Genomic DNA, 14611 nt, shown 5'->3' on the forward strand with positions numbered 1-14611 from the left:
TGGAATCTGAAAGGCAAAACGACTGTGATTGGCGGCGAAAGACATGGCGCTCCCTGACTGTCATGCAATTAGAGCCTTCTACATAGACAGGGGGAGCACAGGATTTCAGGGGATTTTCAGCAGGCTCTTAAGTAACGTCAAACAAACTCCTATTATTCGCATCAGGCGAGCAAAGCGGAATCGATAGCGTGGCGGTAGCCTGGCTGAGGCAGGGCCCCATGGAAAAGCGGTCAACTATTGGGTAAGGTGTGACAACATCATCACCATTCTTATCTTCGGCCAGACCATAGGCAGCATCCAACGCCACCATAGGACACAACAAGAGAACAATCCTGTATCATGATTAGCCAACCACGTTTGTGATAATACCGCCACTTCGTGCGGCAACATCAACGATCCTAAAAATCATTGCCATGGGCAAACCCTATACGCAGCTCAGATCCATCGGGGCCACGGAAATACCCATTACTTACCCAAGCCCAGAAATAACCCTTGTACCACACTCCATCCCCACTGTAGTCGTAATTTATCATGGCACGAAAGGGAAACCCATCGGCTCGAGTCTGATAATACGATTGCTTTTCTAAATCGCGACCAGACTCATCAAACAATGCCCTCACATAGCCTTGACCCGACTGAAAAATCGCATACTCATCTTCTGTCACATAGGCTATATCGCCAGCCAAGTACCTTGTCGTTCCGTAGTCTCGAAGAATAAAACCAAATCCTGATCTAACCTTAGACGCCACGTCCATCACCAAGCTTCTATCGGACATGTATCCAGGCCAATCGGCAGTTGAGTTGATTCCATACGAAGGACAATATGCTATATTACTAATATTTCTCGCCCCACCAACGAAGCAGTTGATGATCTGATTATAGGAGTTCCGTTCAAGGGAGCAATCCAGGCTCCCCCCCCTGTCTCCTAAATAAAAGACATCGTCTGAAAATTCGTAAATAACTCTATCCGCCTCACACCACCATCTTATTACCGCTTCAACACCCCCAAACTTCTTCGACATCTCAATTTTAAACGTGCTCAAAGCATCCAAGATATCCTGAGGTAAGTCATCAGGTGGGAAGTTCCAATCTGGCTCCACCATTCCACTGAAGTTCTGAGCACGAGATGACAACACAACGGTAAACTCCTCAAGATTAGGAGTAAAACCACAACTTCTGGGGCTTGTCTCATCCACTGCCGGCAAACATAAATCCGTTTCTAAAAACTCAGGAACCCACGAAATAACCTGATCCTCATAACCGCTGTCGGCCTGGGCATTCAGCAGCGCATCCGAAACCTGGGTGGCACACTCATTGGCTGCATTCCCGGAACACAAGACATACTGATTAACGATCATGGCATGACTGGCGATACGCAACATTGATGCCTGTGACAAGGCCTGGTTACCGAGATTTCCCACAAGGAGCTCAAGCTCATCAGCAATTTGGGGAGAAACATACCCTGTTTCGATCTTGTCAGAAAAGCCACCGTTACCTACCAGGTATCCGGTTCGTTGGGGTTGATACGTCGAGGTGTTAATCCAATCCTCTTGGCGGGTTTTCAAAAAATTGAAATATCCATAAACCACGCCATTGCGAACTACTCGTTTCGGATTACCGTCCTCGCCCCATGTGATATAAACGTATTTTCCATCAGAATCTATGTACGTGGTTTTCTGTAGAAACAAACTCCCTCGATTGATGCCAACTTCCAAATACAGGTGCTCTTTATTCCCGGACTCCGACTCAGATTCTATATGCGCAAGCACCCCCGGGCCGGTCAGGGCACCATTCCAACGAATCGTAATACCCGAAACGGACTCATTCAGTACCTGATTTAGATTTGATATTGCCGTCTGAACATCGGCATTATCAGCAATCAGGTTTGATGCTTGCTCACGGGACAATAGAACACCCTCCGGAGCATAACGATTAACCAGATCCACAACCAGCTCATCCGTAGCAAAAACAGCATCGCTGACAGCAAAAGTAATGATGCCGGTGGCTCTTCGAGTTTCTTCAGACAGGGAAATCTCAGGTGTATCCGACACGTCCAAGCTATTCAGCAATCGGGTAATGTTGTAGCCAGACTGTAAACCAGCGGGTTGACCGGGAGCGGACAGATCGAAAGGCGTGATAATCGCCCCCACAACGGAACACCCCAAACGCACCTCGCCGATATAAAAACAAACCGGGTCGGAGCTATTGGCATCGTACTGGAACTCACCATCATCGGTGTAGCCGGTGATTCGACCATGTTCATAACGCAAACCCGTCACCGGGGCATCCGTAAAGATCCCGGTTTGCAGATCCTGCGGCAACTCAGGTTCTGAGTTATCTTCCAGATTGCTGGGTGAAGAATCACCTCCGCCGCCTCCGCCGCCCCCGCAGGATATAAGAACGACAAATATTAAAGCCCATAAATTCCATTTAAGTAACGTCATAAAAACTCCTATTATTCGCACCAGGCAAGCAAAGCGGCATCGATAGCGTAGCGGTAGCCTGGCTGAGATACCGGGCAACCCTCATCTGCGTACATAAAGCCATCATCGAACGTAACTTCACCATTGTCATCATAAAGGCTGTCTACACCATAAGCGCCCTCTACAAACATTCTGTAATCAACTTGAACTTGGCCAGACCGAGCCAGGACACCCATAGAAACGCCGTCAAATATTGGATCAGGCGCGACAACACCATCACCACTTTTATCCTTGGCCATGCCGCACGCAGCATCCAACGCCACCAGGTAGTTCGCAGACCGGCCATCTGAGCAGACCATTTCATCAAATCTCAAAGCGAAATTTTTATACCGCTGGAGTTTTCCGAAGTTTATTATTTTGTTATTGGCCATCGACTCATCAAATACGATCTGCATTCTGATCATATTACTCGCGACTCCGGACGTGCTTCCCGACACATCTTCACCCAGCAGGCCCGAAAATCGACTGAGATATTTCTCTGGTACGATTTGTTCAATGGCATATCGATCCCCCAGATCATCACAATCCTCAACACCCTCGATCTGATAGCCCCAACCGTTATATAGAATCGGAAAGCCAAGGGCGTTATCCAAAAACTGATCCGGCATCTCGCAGTCGCCTCGATAATCGCGGGGCCAAACACCACGTTCAAGCCTGTATTTGTAGGCCATGTTCAGGACGCTATGAATTTGAGAAAGAGTAAACTGAAATGCTACGCGTTCATTCTTGATCTTTACTTCATAAGAATACTGAATCAGGGCCAGGGAAAGCGCAGTGGATAATACTAATACCCAAATCAAAGACATCCCGGTTTGAACATTAGCGGGTTTCACAATAGGTGATCGCCCCCACATAAACCCGGTTACCATCACAGGTGGGTATGCCGGAAAACTCCATGAAATCACTCACGTTGTTATTTTCCTCTCCGTCTGCCACCAACAACTGCAGCTCCCAGTAATCGTCGTCGTCATCGATCTCGTCAAAAAAGTAGCCTCCCAACCCCTGCGCGGAAGCTGGCATACAAATCGCTTGGGGCAGCAGGATATGCGCGGGATCATTACGTCTACCCGGGCAGTCCGGTTTGCTCAGGCGAAATATACCTCGTTCTTCGAGCGCAATTCGATAAAAACGATAGCGTTCTGATGCTCTCCTGGGTGTTGCAACATAATGCGTTACCACAGGCCCCTCATCATCATCCACATCTTCATTCACTGATGTTGGCAAATAGCTCATCAACATCTGGGCCTGATCATCCGCGCCAAATGGAAAATTCACGGATATCAGCAATGTTCTGCCAAGATCACCTGTATCTTCACAACGGGTGGCCAGCGTTATACCATCCGGCCCCTGATATCCACCAACAGCCACTGGAAAGGCTCCAAGCCCACCCAATGTAGCTATCAGATCATCGCAATCCCCATTTTCCTGATCAGGCCACTCATTGGTCTGGGAAAAATACGTCATCGACGCATTTGCCAGCGTCAATACATCCTGAGCCAACGCTTCCACCACCCGTTCCTGCACCTGTTGAATCTGTATATGCACGAAATAGGCCGCTACAATGGAGATCAGTGCCACTGATGCCAACACCTCAACCAAAGTAAATCCGCCCAATGGGGTTCGTGTAACAACCTGATGTTTAATCTGCATTGATGTAGTGATTTACTCCATAAGCAATATTCAAGGCACTGCCCACTGAGGGGCCGACAGTCCAGGTGACGGTGCTGATGCCAGTATCCTCATCCACCTCCACGGAGCGAACCGAAGAGGGAAAGTTAAAATCCTGGAATTCATCTCCGGATAGACCAAATGACACCTGCGTCGAATAGCTGTTGACCGTAACAAAAAACAGCTCTTGCGCTGTGTAGCCTTGGAACTCAAAAGGATCGGTTATCACTGCCATATAATCCTCCACCTGATTATCAGCATCGGCAATGAAAGCGGCCAAACTGCCTTCGAAGGGTTCCACCACACCCATGGCACGGCCATAATCAATGCTGGTGGCGATCTGCTGCGCCTTGCGAACTGCGTCGGCCACCTCCTGATACTGACGTTCAGAAAAAAACGTCGGCAATGCAAAGGCGCTGAAAAGTGAAATCAATGCCACTACCGTCACCATCTCAACCAGACTTATACCGTTGTTTTCGTCCAGCGCATTCATTCAGGTACCTACGTTGGATGCGGCACCTGCCAGCGGCAAATAGAAGCCAAGAACGGCAACCACGGCAGCCAGAACCATCATGGCAAATCCGATACGTGACAGGAATTTTGAGATCTGGCGACTGGTGTGAACATTTTTCAGGTGCAACGTATCTTTGACCGAATCCAGGATAAACCCCTGCTGCTGCTCGTCAACCTCATTGAAAACCTGCATCGCCTCAATCAGGGAATCATCCCAGTCTTCAGCCGCCAAGGCACCAGACAGCTCTTCAGACTTCGCCAGATGCGCGTACACCCGTTGGTACTTGGAGCGAAGTGACCCACGGGTTGATCTCATTAACTCTGCTACTATTTCTGAATCCACATACCCGGCCTTGTGCAACATTTCATAGACCGAAATGAATTCAATGGATCGTTCCTGTACCATTTTTGTTTCCATCAGATTAAACAACGGAAGTCGCTTAAGCACAGTCCAAACCAGAGACCGATAGAAAAAACCTACCAATAACAACAGGGGAATAATCCACGCATAATTTTTGGTGAACTGCCCCATGGCCATTAGAATATTGGTGAACCGGTTGGGCTTAACAAATCCATTACTACCAATACCCATTAAGGATTGCAGGGAATTGTCCAGGAACGCCGGCACCACAAAAAAGAAAGCAGACCCGACAAAGATGTATACCAAGCCGGTCTTAAGCTCAGAGCTGACCTCTGATTTGATCTTTTCCCTGGCCAGTAGAAACTGTGCTGCCTGGCGCAGTGCATGGGAGTAATCACCGGCCTTCTCGGCTGCTCTGGCCATCAATATGGCAAAGTGGTCGAAGCGAAAAAGCGCAAGGTAGTCGGCGAGACTTTCACAATCATCGATCTTCTCCTGCTTTGCTTTTAGCCACCGATTCTTAGTTATTAGCTGCTCAACACTCTGCTTTACTGTTTTGCCACTGGACAGCGAACTACTCAAGGATTGCATAAACAAAGCCTGGTTCTTGCGATCCGGCCCGGGCGGCTCAACCGCAAATGCAATCTGTCCGAGAACATCTTCCCGTACCGCGATAATGCGGCGTTCAGGAATTCTGGAATGCCACCTTGCCTCTTCCCGGGTAGAAGCCTCCACTTTAATGGAGGCCTGTTCACCTTTGGCATCTAAATATTGAACAACGTAATACATGGTGGCTTAGGAGCAGCTGTACACGATAGTAATATCGCCAGAAGTAGCGTTCTCATCCAATCCATTATCTATTGACACTATCTGGGATCGGTTCTCAAGATTTGAGGTTAAAGCGGCAGCCACATCACCAGCGTTGGTACCGGTCAGCGGGAACACCAGGGTGATCTCACGTGTTGCATTATCAAAGGTGGCCTCCCATTCATCTGCCCAGGGTGTCGTACTTGCCAAGCCACGGGCCATTAACAGATCCTTCACCGTGACAACGCCATCACCATCCAAGTCGTCTCCGTTATTCTCTGGATTTACCATGGTTACACAGCTGGACAAATGCCGCGCCCGATAAGAGGAGATGGCACTGGGCACATTCGAGGTCAGGAACGCAGTCGCCAAACCAATCTTGGCATCGTCACTGGACTGATTGATTTCAATGGTTATGTATACAGCAATCATGGAAATAATCGCCACTACCGCAATCAATTCCACCAGGGTGAAGCCATTCTGTTGTTTAAACTGCTTTATGCCCATTGTGTTTCCTCTATCCTTTTGGTCAGAAAAAGTGATCTATGCTTGCTCCATGTCCAGCATGGGGCCTTCTTGTTTATTGAAACTGCGGGTGGATGGCCTGGTGTAATCTGCTTTGCGATAGGCACGCGCCACTCGAATTGGATTAATCCGGTTTTCCAGTGCTTCCAGTGTGGTTACACCTTCCCTTACCAAGCGTATGCCATCATCCCATAAGTCATTAAACACGCCGCGGCGCGTCTGCAGGCGGCGGATTTCGTTGGAGGGCAAACCTTCTATGATCTGACTTTCCGAATCTGGATCATTCATAAACAGTTCGCACACCAGATGGCGACCGGTATAGCCAAAGTTGCAGTTCTGGCATCCTTCTTTATTAGACACCACAGGCACTAATATTTCGGGATTTTTCAGCTCTGGAATATGTTGATATTTGGCCCACAGTTCCTTGGATTGGGTAATCGGCACCATGGTACTGCAATGCGGGCACACCTTATTGACCAGGCGCTGGGCTGTTACTGCCATGAGATTCTCGGCCATCAGGGCATTATCCAGACCCAGATTGCGTAACCGGTTAATGGCGCCGTGGGAATCATTGGTATGCAGCGTTGTTAATACCAAATGCCCCGTCATACTGGCCCGTAAAGCCAGCTCGGCTGTTTCCCCGTCTCGGATTTCACCCACCATAATTACATCCGGGTCATGGCGCAGCAGTGATCGCAATGCCTTGGCAAATCCCATGTGCTTGGTTACCTCCAGCGAGGTAATGCCATCGAGCTGGTCTTCTACCGGATCTTCAATACTGTAAATGGCTTTTTCAGGAAAGTTATCGCGAATGTCTTTAAGGATAGCCTTCAAGGTAGTGGATTTTCCGCTGCCGGTGGGGCCGGTAATCACCAGCATACCGTTAGCACGGTGGCCAAGACTGCGCAACTGGGTTACATGGGCGGGGCTAAGCCCGAGACTTTCCAGTTTGTTGACACCACGCTGATTATTAAGCAAGCGAATGGTAATTTTGGGTTGAATTTCTGAATAGATCTTAACTGGTGCCATCTCCAGACGCATGCTCACCTGTTTGTGCGCCGACTGAAACACCAGATAACCGCTGCAAGGTTCCAGATAATTGTTCTGTTTGCCGACCCGCTCCATCAGATTATTGGCCACCAACCGAAAACGCTCGCGCTCTATGGTCTGCAGCCCTGGAATGCGACAGACCTGGCAACGGCCGTCGATGCGAAATTTGATTACGCCACCGTGGGATTCCGGATTGATGTGGATGTCGCTAGCGCGGAATGAAATCGCTTCGTTGAGTAATTCATCCACGAAGCCTTTGGCCCAAGCACCCGACACTTCTGATACCGACACGCCCTGATCATGTGTCGCCTGGATGATCAGATCAGACTCGAAATCCGACATTGCAAGAATACCCAGCTTCTCGAATTTGAGCTTGTCCTTGGGATCATTCTTGCGCCGCATCAACGGTTCGATCTGACTGCGATCGTACGGATTGGATACATAAAGCACCCGGTCGACGATCAGCCATGGGCAACGGTCATTACTGCTGCGTATCAGACTGTCCCGATCCCGTACAACTCCATTGAACAACTCCCTTTTGAACAAGTTGGAAAGCGATTGCGCCAGCTTGACATCATCAATGCCCCCCTCCCATAACCGGGGAACAATTTCACCTGCCTCGGTAGGCAAAGGCATATTTCGGCACGATTGCTCTGTTAGCGCTTCAAGCCTGATCAGCTCCTGCAGCAGCTGTTCGAACTGTTGATGTAATCGAGAGTGTTGCTTATCGGACATTATTCACCCTTACCAGGCGATATCGATATCATACCGCATTCCATTCTTTTGTAATCGCACACCGTCTCGCATGCTGATGGCCACCACTCGATAGCCACCGGGCAAAGTCTGACCTACTTTTCCAAACACTTTGCCCTCTTCGGTTTCAAAAGCCGCCCGATTATTTTCAATGTGGAGCACTTTGGGTAAGTGATCCTTTTGCTTTGCACTGGTGTTCTTGGCAGCACCGGGAGTAGTCGTTGCATGTGAAGATGGAGGTAGTTGTACCCCCAGGTCAGATACATCACCCCCGTACTTCTGAATTTCTTCCACGTACCTGGCAATCTCAGCCCTTTGTTTGAGGAGCTCGGCTTGATATTCCAAGCGCTGAACCTCTTTGGCCCGCTCCGCTTCTTCCATCAGAATTTTGGAGCCATCCATTTCGGCCTGCGCGATTACCGCCACCCCAACCAAACCCAGTGTCAAATAACGTTTCATAGTTTCACCTATTCACTGCCCAAAACGGAAAAATTCAATGTTGCTTCGCCGCTTTTGATTACGATCTGATACAAAAAAGTGGGCACGGTTTTCTGGACCTCCAACGCCGCCACCAAAACTGATCCCACCCGCCCGGAGAGTTGCCCGTGCCATGCCTGTAAAGGCCCGTCGTACATGCCACTCTGCTTTTGCGCCAACACCCTGAGCTCCACCCCATACTGACTGGCGATGGCAGGAATGTACTGCCACTGGCGTTCTACCGGTGGCAATACTTCGAGCTGGGCCAGGCGCTCAGCCATGGTGTTGTATTCCTGTATGTTCTCATCGATCACTTCCACGCTCTGCTGATCAAGTGCCCGCAGTCGAGCTACCTGATTCTCGTAGAGTTCTTTCACCGATATGGCCAATACAGCAGCCATCGCAAGCCAATGTACCCAAGTCCAATACTTTACAAAGCTCACCTTTGCAGATATCCAGTTCATGTCACCGCCCCCGGTTCTGCATGGTGATGGTAACCAGGCCTTTGGGATCGTACCGACTCTTTAACCACGTATAGTCGGGCACGCTTTTAAATCCTTGCTCGCTGTGGTAGGTCAACACCATGGATGGGTGTTCAAGCGATTGACTACCTTCTGTTTCAATATTGGGGTATTCCCTCCACAGAATCGCAAGGCGCTCCAGAGTCTCCTGATCATTGGGTACTTCCGTCAAGCGCGTGGTCCGAAGCTTATCCAGACCGCTCTGCAGATCCTCCAACATCGCGTTTTTACTCTCCAACTGTCGATGGGCGCGATCGTAAACTTGGGCTAGTAAAAAATTCACCCCAAAGGCCATTGCCACAACCGTCACCACACTGATTGCAAGATAGGACCATGCCTGTCGCGTAACCAACTGACGCTCGAACCGCAATTCGGAGGCCAGTTTCGCCTCCTGATCCGGTAATACCAACTGCTCAAGATCGGCATTGACCACTTGCGCTTCATCCAGGGTGAATCCGGCATCCGCGGCAAAGAAGCCTGCTTCATAAATACCGGAATACTCTGCACGCCCCAAGTCACAATGGATGTAATAGCCATCATCCTGAGTGATGGGTATCACCTGCAATGTGCGCTTGAAAGACACCAGCCCGCTGTTTATCAGCACATGCCACAACCCGTAAACCGGATATTCCGGATAGCGCTCGCGCATCTCTTCAATGTCGGTTTCACGGACATGGATTGCCGGGCAGGTGTTGCTGGCGCCACAGGATTCGACATACTGGTGTTGCTCACTGATGGGAACCGGCCCCACCAGATCGGGAAGCAACACCACTTCCCGGCCCTGTATGGCTACCGGACGTTTGATAAAATCCGCCAGCGAGCTCACCGGTTATACTCCCTCCACGATGGTGGGTGTCACCGTGAGCACCAGCTCTCGACGCTTCAACTCGTTGGATTCAGAGCGGAAAAGTGGGTTGATCACGGTCTGGGTCACTGAGTCTTTCCAGGGTAGATCCTGCAGGCTCTTGGCCACCGAGCGCCGGATGAAACCACCCAGCTGAATGGGCTTGCCACTCTCAGTGATCACTTCTGTGGACAGCTCGTTCAGAGCGATATTAGGTACTTCGTATTCCAACCCCTCGAAAGTGTACTTCTCGCTACCCGACACGGAACTGATGACCGGCCAGATCTCCAGCATAATGCGGCCATCCCCCAATATGCGGGGCGTTACTGCCAAGGTCACCCCTACGCGAACCGAATTCAGTGTCGCGGTGGTTCGATCGTTATTGTTGTCACCTTCCTTCACTTCGATTTCGCCGATAAAGGTCAGCTCTTCACCGGTTGAAATGTACGCATAGGAACCGTTGCGTACCGTAACATTAGGTTGTGTGAGCAGCTCCACCTCACCATAGGTACTGAGGAAACGAACGATAGCCTGGGCATTCACTGAGTCGCTCTCATAACCTACATTACTGGCAAAAATCCCATTGGTTTCATTGACAACATTTTTGCTGACATTGGTATTACCATTGCTTGAAAGGATACTGTTTAGACTGAAATCAAGTGGATTACCGTTGATGGTGGCATCCTTCAGCGCCAGTTGAGTCCAGTCGATCCCCGCACCGCGATCGTCATTCAACGTCACGTCGTAGGCCTGAACATTGATATTGACCTGGCGCTGCCCCCGGGTAATCAGATTGGAAATGAACTCATCCAGTGCATTAACACGGCTGGCCTGGCCACCCACACTGATGGTGCCCACGGAACGGATGGCCTGTACGTACGGATTCAACTGCTCGGGAGAGTCCTTGGCCTTTTTACCGGTGATATTAAGAATATCTCTGGCACCGTCCACCAGGATGCTCCACTCATCATCGTTATAGGTGCTCTCAATCTTGTTATCGTTACCGCCACTGGAGGATGTTGCTCCGTCGGCCCGGGTGGTGGTACTTTCTGTGTTAAATGTGGAACCCACCTTCAATTTAACCTTTCTATTGGACGCAAAAGCAGCGACATTCCACTCTTTCCGCACAAAGGATCTTACGGTCACCACACCGGCTGAATACTCGATATCATAGCCGGTAACGGATTCCAGGTAGCGGAAATAATCTTTCAAATACATGTCCTGGGCGAACACGCTGACCTGTTGGTTCAGTAATACGTTTTCGTCACCGGGGATAATATTGACGTCATCCAACTGAGTGCGAATGGCGTCGATCAGGGCAACCCGGCCGCTGAAGTTAATCTTGCGACCAAAAATCGCCTCTTCCGGTGTCACTTCACGCACATAGGTGTCACTGCGCTCAACAACCAGTTGAGTCGGCTTTTCCTGCAGCGGCTGATATTTTTCTTCTTCGTTGTAAGGCGTTACCGCACAGCCGCCAAGCAATGTGGCCAATAAGAAAGAAGATGAAAATGCTTTTACGTTAAAATACATGATGTGGCCCCCTGCTAGCGCTGACTGATGACAAGCAATGGCTTCTTCGCGCCGGCTTCATCTTTCAAATCGAAGAAATACTGATGTTTCAATCCAATGGGGGATAACAGATCCCTGAGTGCCTGATCCCGGCTCTTTGTACTTACGTACTGAAAGCGTTTTTGCAAAATGTCCTTGTTCTTAACATCCACCAACACCCGCCAATCAGAGGGCATGATGGCAACAGCGATTTCTTCCACCGTTCCGGCAGCAATTTCCACGGCCACTTGCCCGCGCTGAATCTCAACCGGGGTCAAATCCACAGGCATGTCATTCACCGCGACGACTTTGCGTATCTGGTTGGCCTGCTGTTGCGCCTCTACCACGATCTGCTCAGCAATGTGTCGCGCCTCTTCAATGGCAGACCTGGCCTCTTCAAGCTCAGCTCTTACGTTTTCCAGCTCCGCCGGCTGTGTAGAATCTTGCACAGCCCAGGCAGCTCTGGCACAACAAAGCACCCCAAATAGCGTCAACCCTAACGCAACAGATCGAATCATCACCAACTACTCCCAATTCTCTAAAGGATCGATATAAAAGACATACAAGCCACAAAGAAAAACAAAAAATTGCTCAACTAATTCGAAGCCAGTGCAGAAGTTCGCGCATTCACTCTCAGTTCCGGCCCTTCACCCAGCAAGGATGCCAATGAATCGTGTCGGGTCACGGCATCCGACTCCTTGAGGTAGGCACCCACATAGATGAAGTAGCTGGGCTTCTCCGGATTGGAACCACGCCATTTATCCTGTTCATTGACCGCTTCCAGTTTGTCCCACATCTCATTCCAGGGTTTAGGCTCCGGATAGACGTAAACCAGCGAATAGTTGTAACGCGCCTGACGTACCTGTGTGTCGGCGGTTTGCCCAACAACATCACCCGCTTCACTGCGTTGCACCCGGCCCGCCACCGCAATTTGGGTATTAATGGTGGCAACCCCATAATCGGAGGCAGACTCCATTGGATCATGCCCGCCAGCATCCGCCACTTGAGGGTTGCCTGTTGTATCCAGAGCAGCAATGGCACGATCGATAATCTGAATTGCCCGATCAGCCTTGCTGCGCAGCCGTGCCAGAAAATCATCGGCCAGTGGCTGAATGGCCGATTGACCGGATTGCGGTGCCGTGCTGGATGTTGCCTGATCAGCGGATTTCCCCATCTGCGCTTTCAGGTTTGCTATTTCCTGCTCCAGTTCATAGAAGCGCTGCCAATAAGGATCCTGGCTCGCCACGGGCTTTGGCTGGAAGTAGCCATCCTGGCTGGGTGTCACCATGTCGCCAAACAACGTACAACCCGACAATACGCCAACCAAACCACTGACCAGTACAACTTTGTGAATCATTTATCACCCCCACCAACACCACATTACGATGAACAAATTACCTACTACGAAAGACAGGGAGAGGTTAAAAAAAGCCGGATTTATTACCCTGCACTGTCTCTTTAAAAGCACCTTCCAAGAGAGTTCTTATGCCCGTTCTGCCCAATACAACCAAAGCCATTTTGTTAATCAGCCTTATCACATGCAGCGCTGCTATCTACTGCCAGCTCTACAACCAGAGTTTGCGTGATGCTCAGTTGCGTCATGCAGTCATGCTGCAGCAGCTGCAGGGCGGGCTGGCGAGTATTGCCGGTAAGGCAGAGGGCCTGCTGAATGGATCAGAAGAGCTGGCGTCGCTGAAATCGTTAAGCGACAAGAACATTGTCACCTATCAAACGATTATGAACGGCAGCATCAAACAGGATTTGACCGCCGTCGACACCCTTATCCCAGACGATATCCAGCCCTTCCAGACAAGCTTCGGTCAGTTCTCTGATCAGGTCGCCAAGCTGATTCAAAGCCGTTCGCAACTTGTACAGCTGGAGAGTAAACGGGAAGAGATAATTCTGAATGCACGGGTTCTGGCTGAAAAAGGAGCTGACCTGGCCGTTGGAATTCACCAGTTTGGGGCCACTTCTGATCAGATCGCGGCCACCTATGAACTTGCCTTACAGTTAAACTGGCACTATCTCAGCGTTACCCAGGTGTTTTCGGACAGCGGCCGGTACCGCGCATTGGAGCTGGGTGCTGTTTCCAACACCCTGACGAGTATAAGTACAGGACCAGGCGCAACCCAGTCGGCCATACTGAGGCGCAGCGCGGCCCAACTGCTCAGTGATATAGAGTCCTTCTCACAGACCGCCGCCGCCATCGAAGAGCTTGAGCAGCTGAAACAGAACCTCAACCAACAATTGCAAGGCATCCAGGTTGCGCGCTCTGCCCTGTCAAACGACATCCACTCCCTGCAAGAGGCCGTAACCTCAAACCGTTCCCCGTCCTTTCCACTGGCTTTAGCCGCCTGGCTCATCAGCGTTTCATCTGCGTTGGCCGGTTGCCTGATGGCTGCCAGAGCAAGCGCTACAGCGACCGCACCAGCCCCTGTACCAGTACCCGAACCAGCCAGCGAGTTGACCAGTGGCTATTATCTCAGCCAGATTAAAACGGATAAAAACAAACTGATGAACGATATCAGACCGTTGGCGGATGGGATTCTGTACCTGCGTGCGGATGAGCACCTGGAATCCACTGGCGATATCGCCAAATGCTTTAACCGCAGCCGGGAAGCGTTGATTGAAAAAATTGACACATTGCGCACATTGGTGAATCGCCTGCAACAGGCGGTGGATACCAATAATGAAACAGGCGCGGGCGATGCACCCAGGCTCAGTTTGGATACCGCCCCGATCGAAGATCTGACATTCAAAGCCCAGGCGGGGCTGGAAGGCATTAGCCGCAAAATCAGGCGCCAGAGTATTGATGATACGGTGACCCGCAAAGAAGTGCTGATTCAATGTCGACAGACAGACGCTATTCTGGATGAAATCCGGGTTCGAGTGAAAAAGTGCGTGAAGGAGTCAGTGCCCAACCCCCTACCGGAAACGACTGCCCAGATGCCGCAACCCCACAACGTTGAAGTGAAAAAACTGATTACGAGCATTATAGAGGGCCTTGACCAATTCCAGACACAGCCTCCTGCCAAGGTGCGCCGTAAAGCGGGTTAAG

Annotated in this window: 14 protein-coding genes; 1 reads left to right on the forward strand and 13 read right to left on the reverse strand. The window is 50.3% G+C overall.

From position 1 onward, the window contains the following. Positions 1 to 398: 398 nt before the first annotated feature. From D9N13_RS11840 to D9N13_RS11900, 13 genes are all read right to left on the reverse strand, one after another. Positions 399 to 2444: a hypothetical protein gene (locus D9N13_RS11840; RefSeq protein WP_290589962.1), complete on the reverse strand. Its 2046-nt coding sequence runs from the start codon at positions 2442 to 2444 to the stop codon at positions 399 to 401. A gap of 11 nt (positions 2445 to 2455) precedes the next feature. Next, positions 2456 to 3316, reverse strand: coding sequence for a type II secretion system protein (locus tag D9N13_RS11845; protein ID WP_290589965.1), 861 nt, complete (start codon positions 3314 to 3316; stop codon positions 2456 to 2458). After that, positions 3303 to 4133 carry a type II secretion system protein gene (locus tag D9N13_RS11850; protein WP_290589968.1) on the reverse strand — a complete coding sequence of 277 codons (831 nt, stop codon included), beginning with the start codon at positions 4131 to 4133 and terminating at the stop codon, positions 3303 to 3305. The genes D9N13_RS11845 and D9N13_RS11850 overlap by 14 nt, the downstream gene beginning before the upstream one ends. After that, the gene (locus tag D9N13_RS11855; RefSeq protein ID WP_290589972.1) at positions 4123 to 4644 is read right to left on the reverse strand and encodes a Tfp pilus assembly protein FimT/FimU; all 522 of its coding nucleotides are present in this window, start codon (positions 4642 to 4644) and stop codon (positions 4123 to 4125) included. Before D9N13_RS11855 ends, D9N13_RS11850 begins: the two co-directional genes overlap by 11 nt. Continuing rightward, entirely contained in the window at positions 4645 to 5814 is a 1170-nt protein-coding gene (locus D9N13_RS11860; RefSeq protein ID WP_290589975.1) for a type II secretion system F family protein, read from the reverse strand. It lies immediately after the preceding gene. A 6-nt stretch (positions 5815 to 5820) separates the two neighbouring features. Then, positions 5821 to 6339, reverse strand: coding sequence for a type II secretion system protein (locus D9N13_RS11865; protein ID WP_290589978.1), 519 nt, complete (start codon positions 6337 to 6339; stop codon positions 5821 to 5823). A 36-nt stretch (positions 6340 to 6375) separates the two neighbouring features. Further along, positions 6376 to 8142, reverse strand: coding sequence for a GspE/PulE family protein (locus D9N13_RS11870; RefSeq protein ID WP_290589981.1), 1767 nt, complete (start codon positions 8140 to 8142; stop codon positions 6376 to 6378). 9 nt (positions 8143 to 8151) lie between these two features. After that, positions 8152 to 8619 carry a type IV pilus biogenesis protein PilP gene (gene pilP / locus D9N13_RS11875; RefSeq protein WP_290589984.1) on the reverse strand — a complete coding sequence of 156 codons (468 nt, stop codon included), beginning with the start codon at positions 8617 to 8619 and terminating at the stop codon, positions 8152 to 8154. A gap of 8 nt (positions 8620 to 8627) precedes the next feature. Next, a complete protein-coding gene (locus D9N13_RS11880; protein ID WP_290589987.1) occupies positions 8628 to 9101 on the reverse strand; it encodes a hypothetical protein in 474 nt (157 codons plus the stop codon). A 1-nt stretch (position 9102) separates the two neighbouring features. Continuing rightward, positions 9103 to 9984 carry a hypothetical protein gene (locus D9N13_RS11885; RefSeq protein WP_290589989.1) on the reverse strand — a complete coding sequence of 294 codons (882 nt, stop codon included), beginning with the start codon at positions 9982 to 9984 and terminating at the stop codon, positions 9103 to 9105. A gap of 3 nt (positions 9985 to 9987) precedes the next feature. Then, the gene (locus D9N13_RS11890; RefSeq protein WP_290589992.1) at positions 9988 to 11535 is read right to left on the reverse strand and encodes a type II secretion system protein GspD; all 1548 of its coding nucleotides are present in this window, start codon (positions 11533 to 11535) and stop codon (positions 9988 to 9990) included. Between the two features lie 14 nt (positions 11536 to 11549). Then, complete coding sequence (locus D9N13_RS11895) at positions 11550 to 12002, reverse strand: hypothetical protein (protein ID WP_290589995.1); 453 nt, start codon at positions 12000 to 12002, stop codon at positions 11550 to 11552. Between the two features lie 146 nt (positions 12003 to 12148). Beyond that, positions 12149 to 12910: a hypothetical protein gene (locus D9N13_RS11900; RefSeq protein ID WP_290589998.1), complete on the reverse strand. Its 762-nt coding sequence runs from the start codon at positions 12908 to 12910 to the stop codon at positions 12149 to 12151. A gap of 128 nt (positions 12911 to 13038) precedes the next feature. Between D9N13_RS11900 and D9N13_RS11905 the strand changes: the two genes are divergently transcribed. Then, positions 13039 to 14610, forward strand: a complete 1572-nt coding sequence (locus D9N13_RS11905) for a hypothetical protein (protein ID WP_290590001.1) — start codon at positions 13039 to 13041, stop codon at positions 14608 to 14610. Position 14611: the final 1 nt, after the last annotated feature.

This window comes from Ketobacter sp. GenoA1, assembly GCF_003671475.1.
GTDB lineage: Bacteria > Pseudomonadota > Gammaproteobacteria > Pseudomonadales > Ketobacteraceae > Ketobacter.

Coding starts and splice junctions, on each gene's coding strand:
- D9N13_RS11840 (WP_290589962.1), bottom strand. CDS start 2,444: ATGACGTTACTTAAATGGAATTTATGGGCTTTAATATTTGTCGTTCTT.
- D9N13_RS11850 (WP_290589968.1), bottom strand. CDS start 4,133: ATGCAGATTAAACATCAGGTTGTTACACGAACCCCATTGGGCGGATTT.
- D9N13_RS11855 (WP_290589972.1), bottom strand. CDS start 4,644: ATGAATGCGCTGGACGAAAACAACGGTATAAGTCTGGTTGAGATGGTG.
- D9N13_RS11860 (WP_290589975.1), bottom strand. CDS start 5,814: ATGTATTACGTTGTTCAATATTTAGATGCCAAAGGTGAACAGGCCTCC.
- D9N13_RS11865 (WP_290589978.1), bottom strand. CDS start 6,339: ATGGGCATAAAGCAGTTTAAACAACAGAATGGCTTCACCCTGGTGGAA.
- D9N13_RS11870 (WP_290589981.1), bottom strand. CDS start 8,142: ATGTCCGATAAGCAACACTCTCGATTACATCAACAGTTCGAACAGCTG.
- pilP (WP_290589984.1), bottom strand. CDS start 8,619: ATGAAACGTTATTTGACACTGGGTTTGGTTGGGGTGGCGGTAATCGCG.
- D9N13_RS11880 (WP_290589987.1), bottom strand. CDS start 9,101: ATGAACTGGATATCTGCAAAGGTGAGCTTTGTAAAGTATTGGACTTGG.
- D9N13_RS11890 (WP_290589992.1), bottom strand. CDS start 11,535: ATGTATTTTAACGTAAAAGCATTTTCATCTTCTTTCTTATTGGCCACA.
- D9N13_RS11900 (WP_290589998.1), bottom strand. CDS start 12,910: ATGATTCACAAAGTTGTACTGGTCAGTGGTTTGGTTGGCGTATTGTCG.
- D9N13_RS11905 (WP_290590001.1), top strand. CDS start 13,039: ATGCCCGTTCTGCCCAATACAACCAAAGCCATTTTGTTAATCAGCCTT.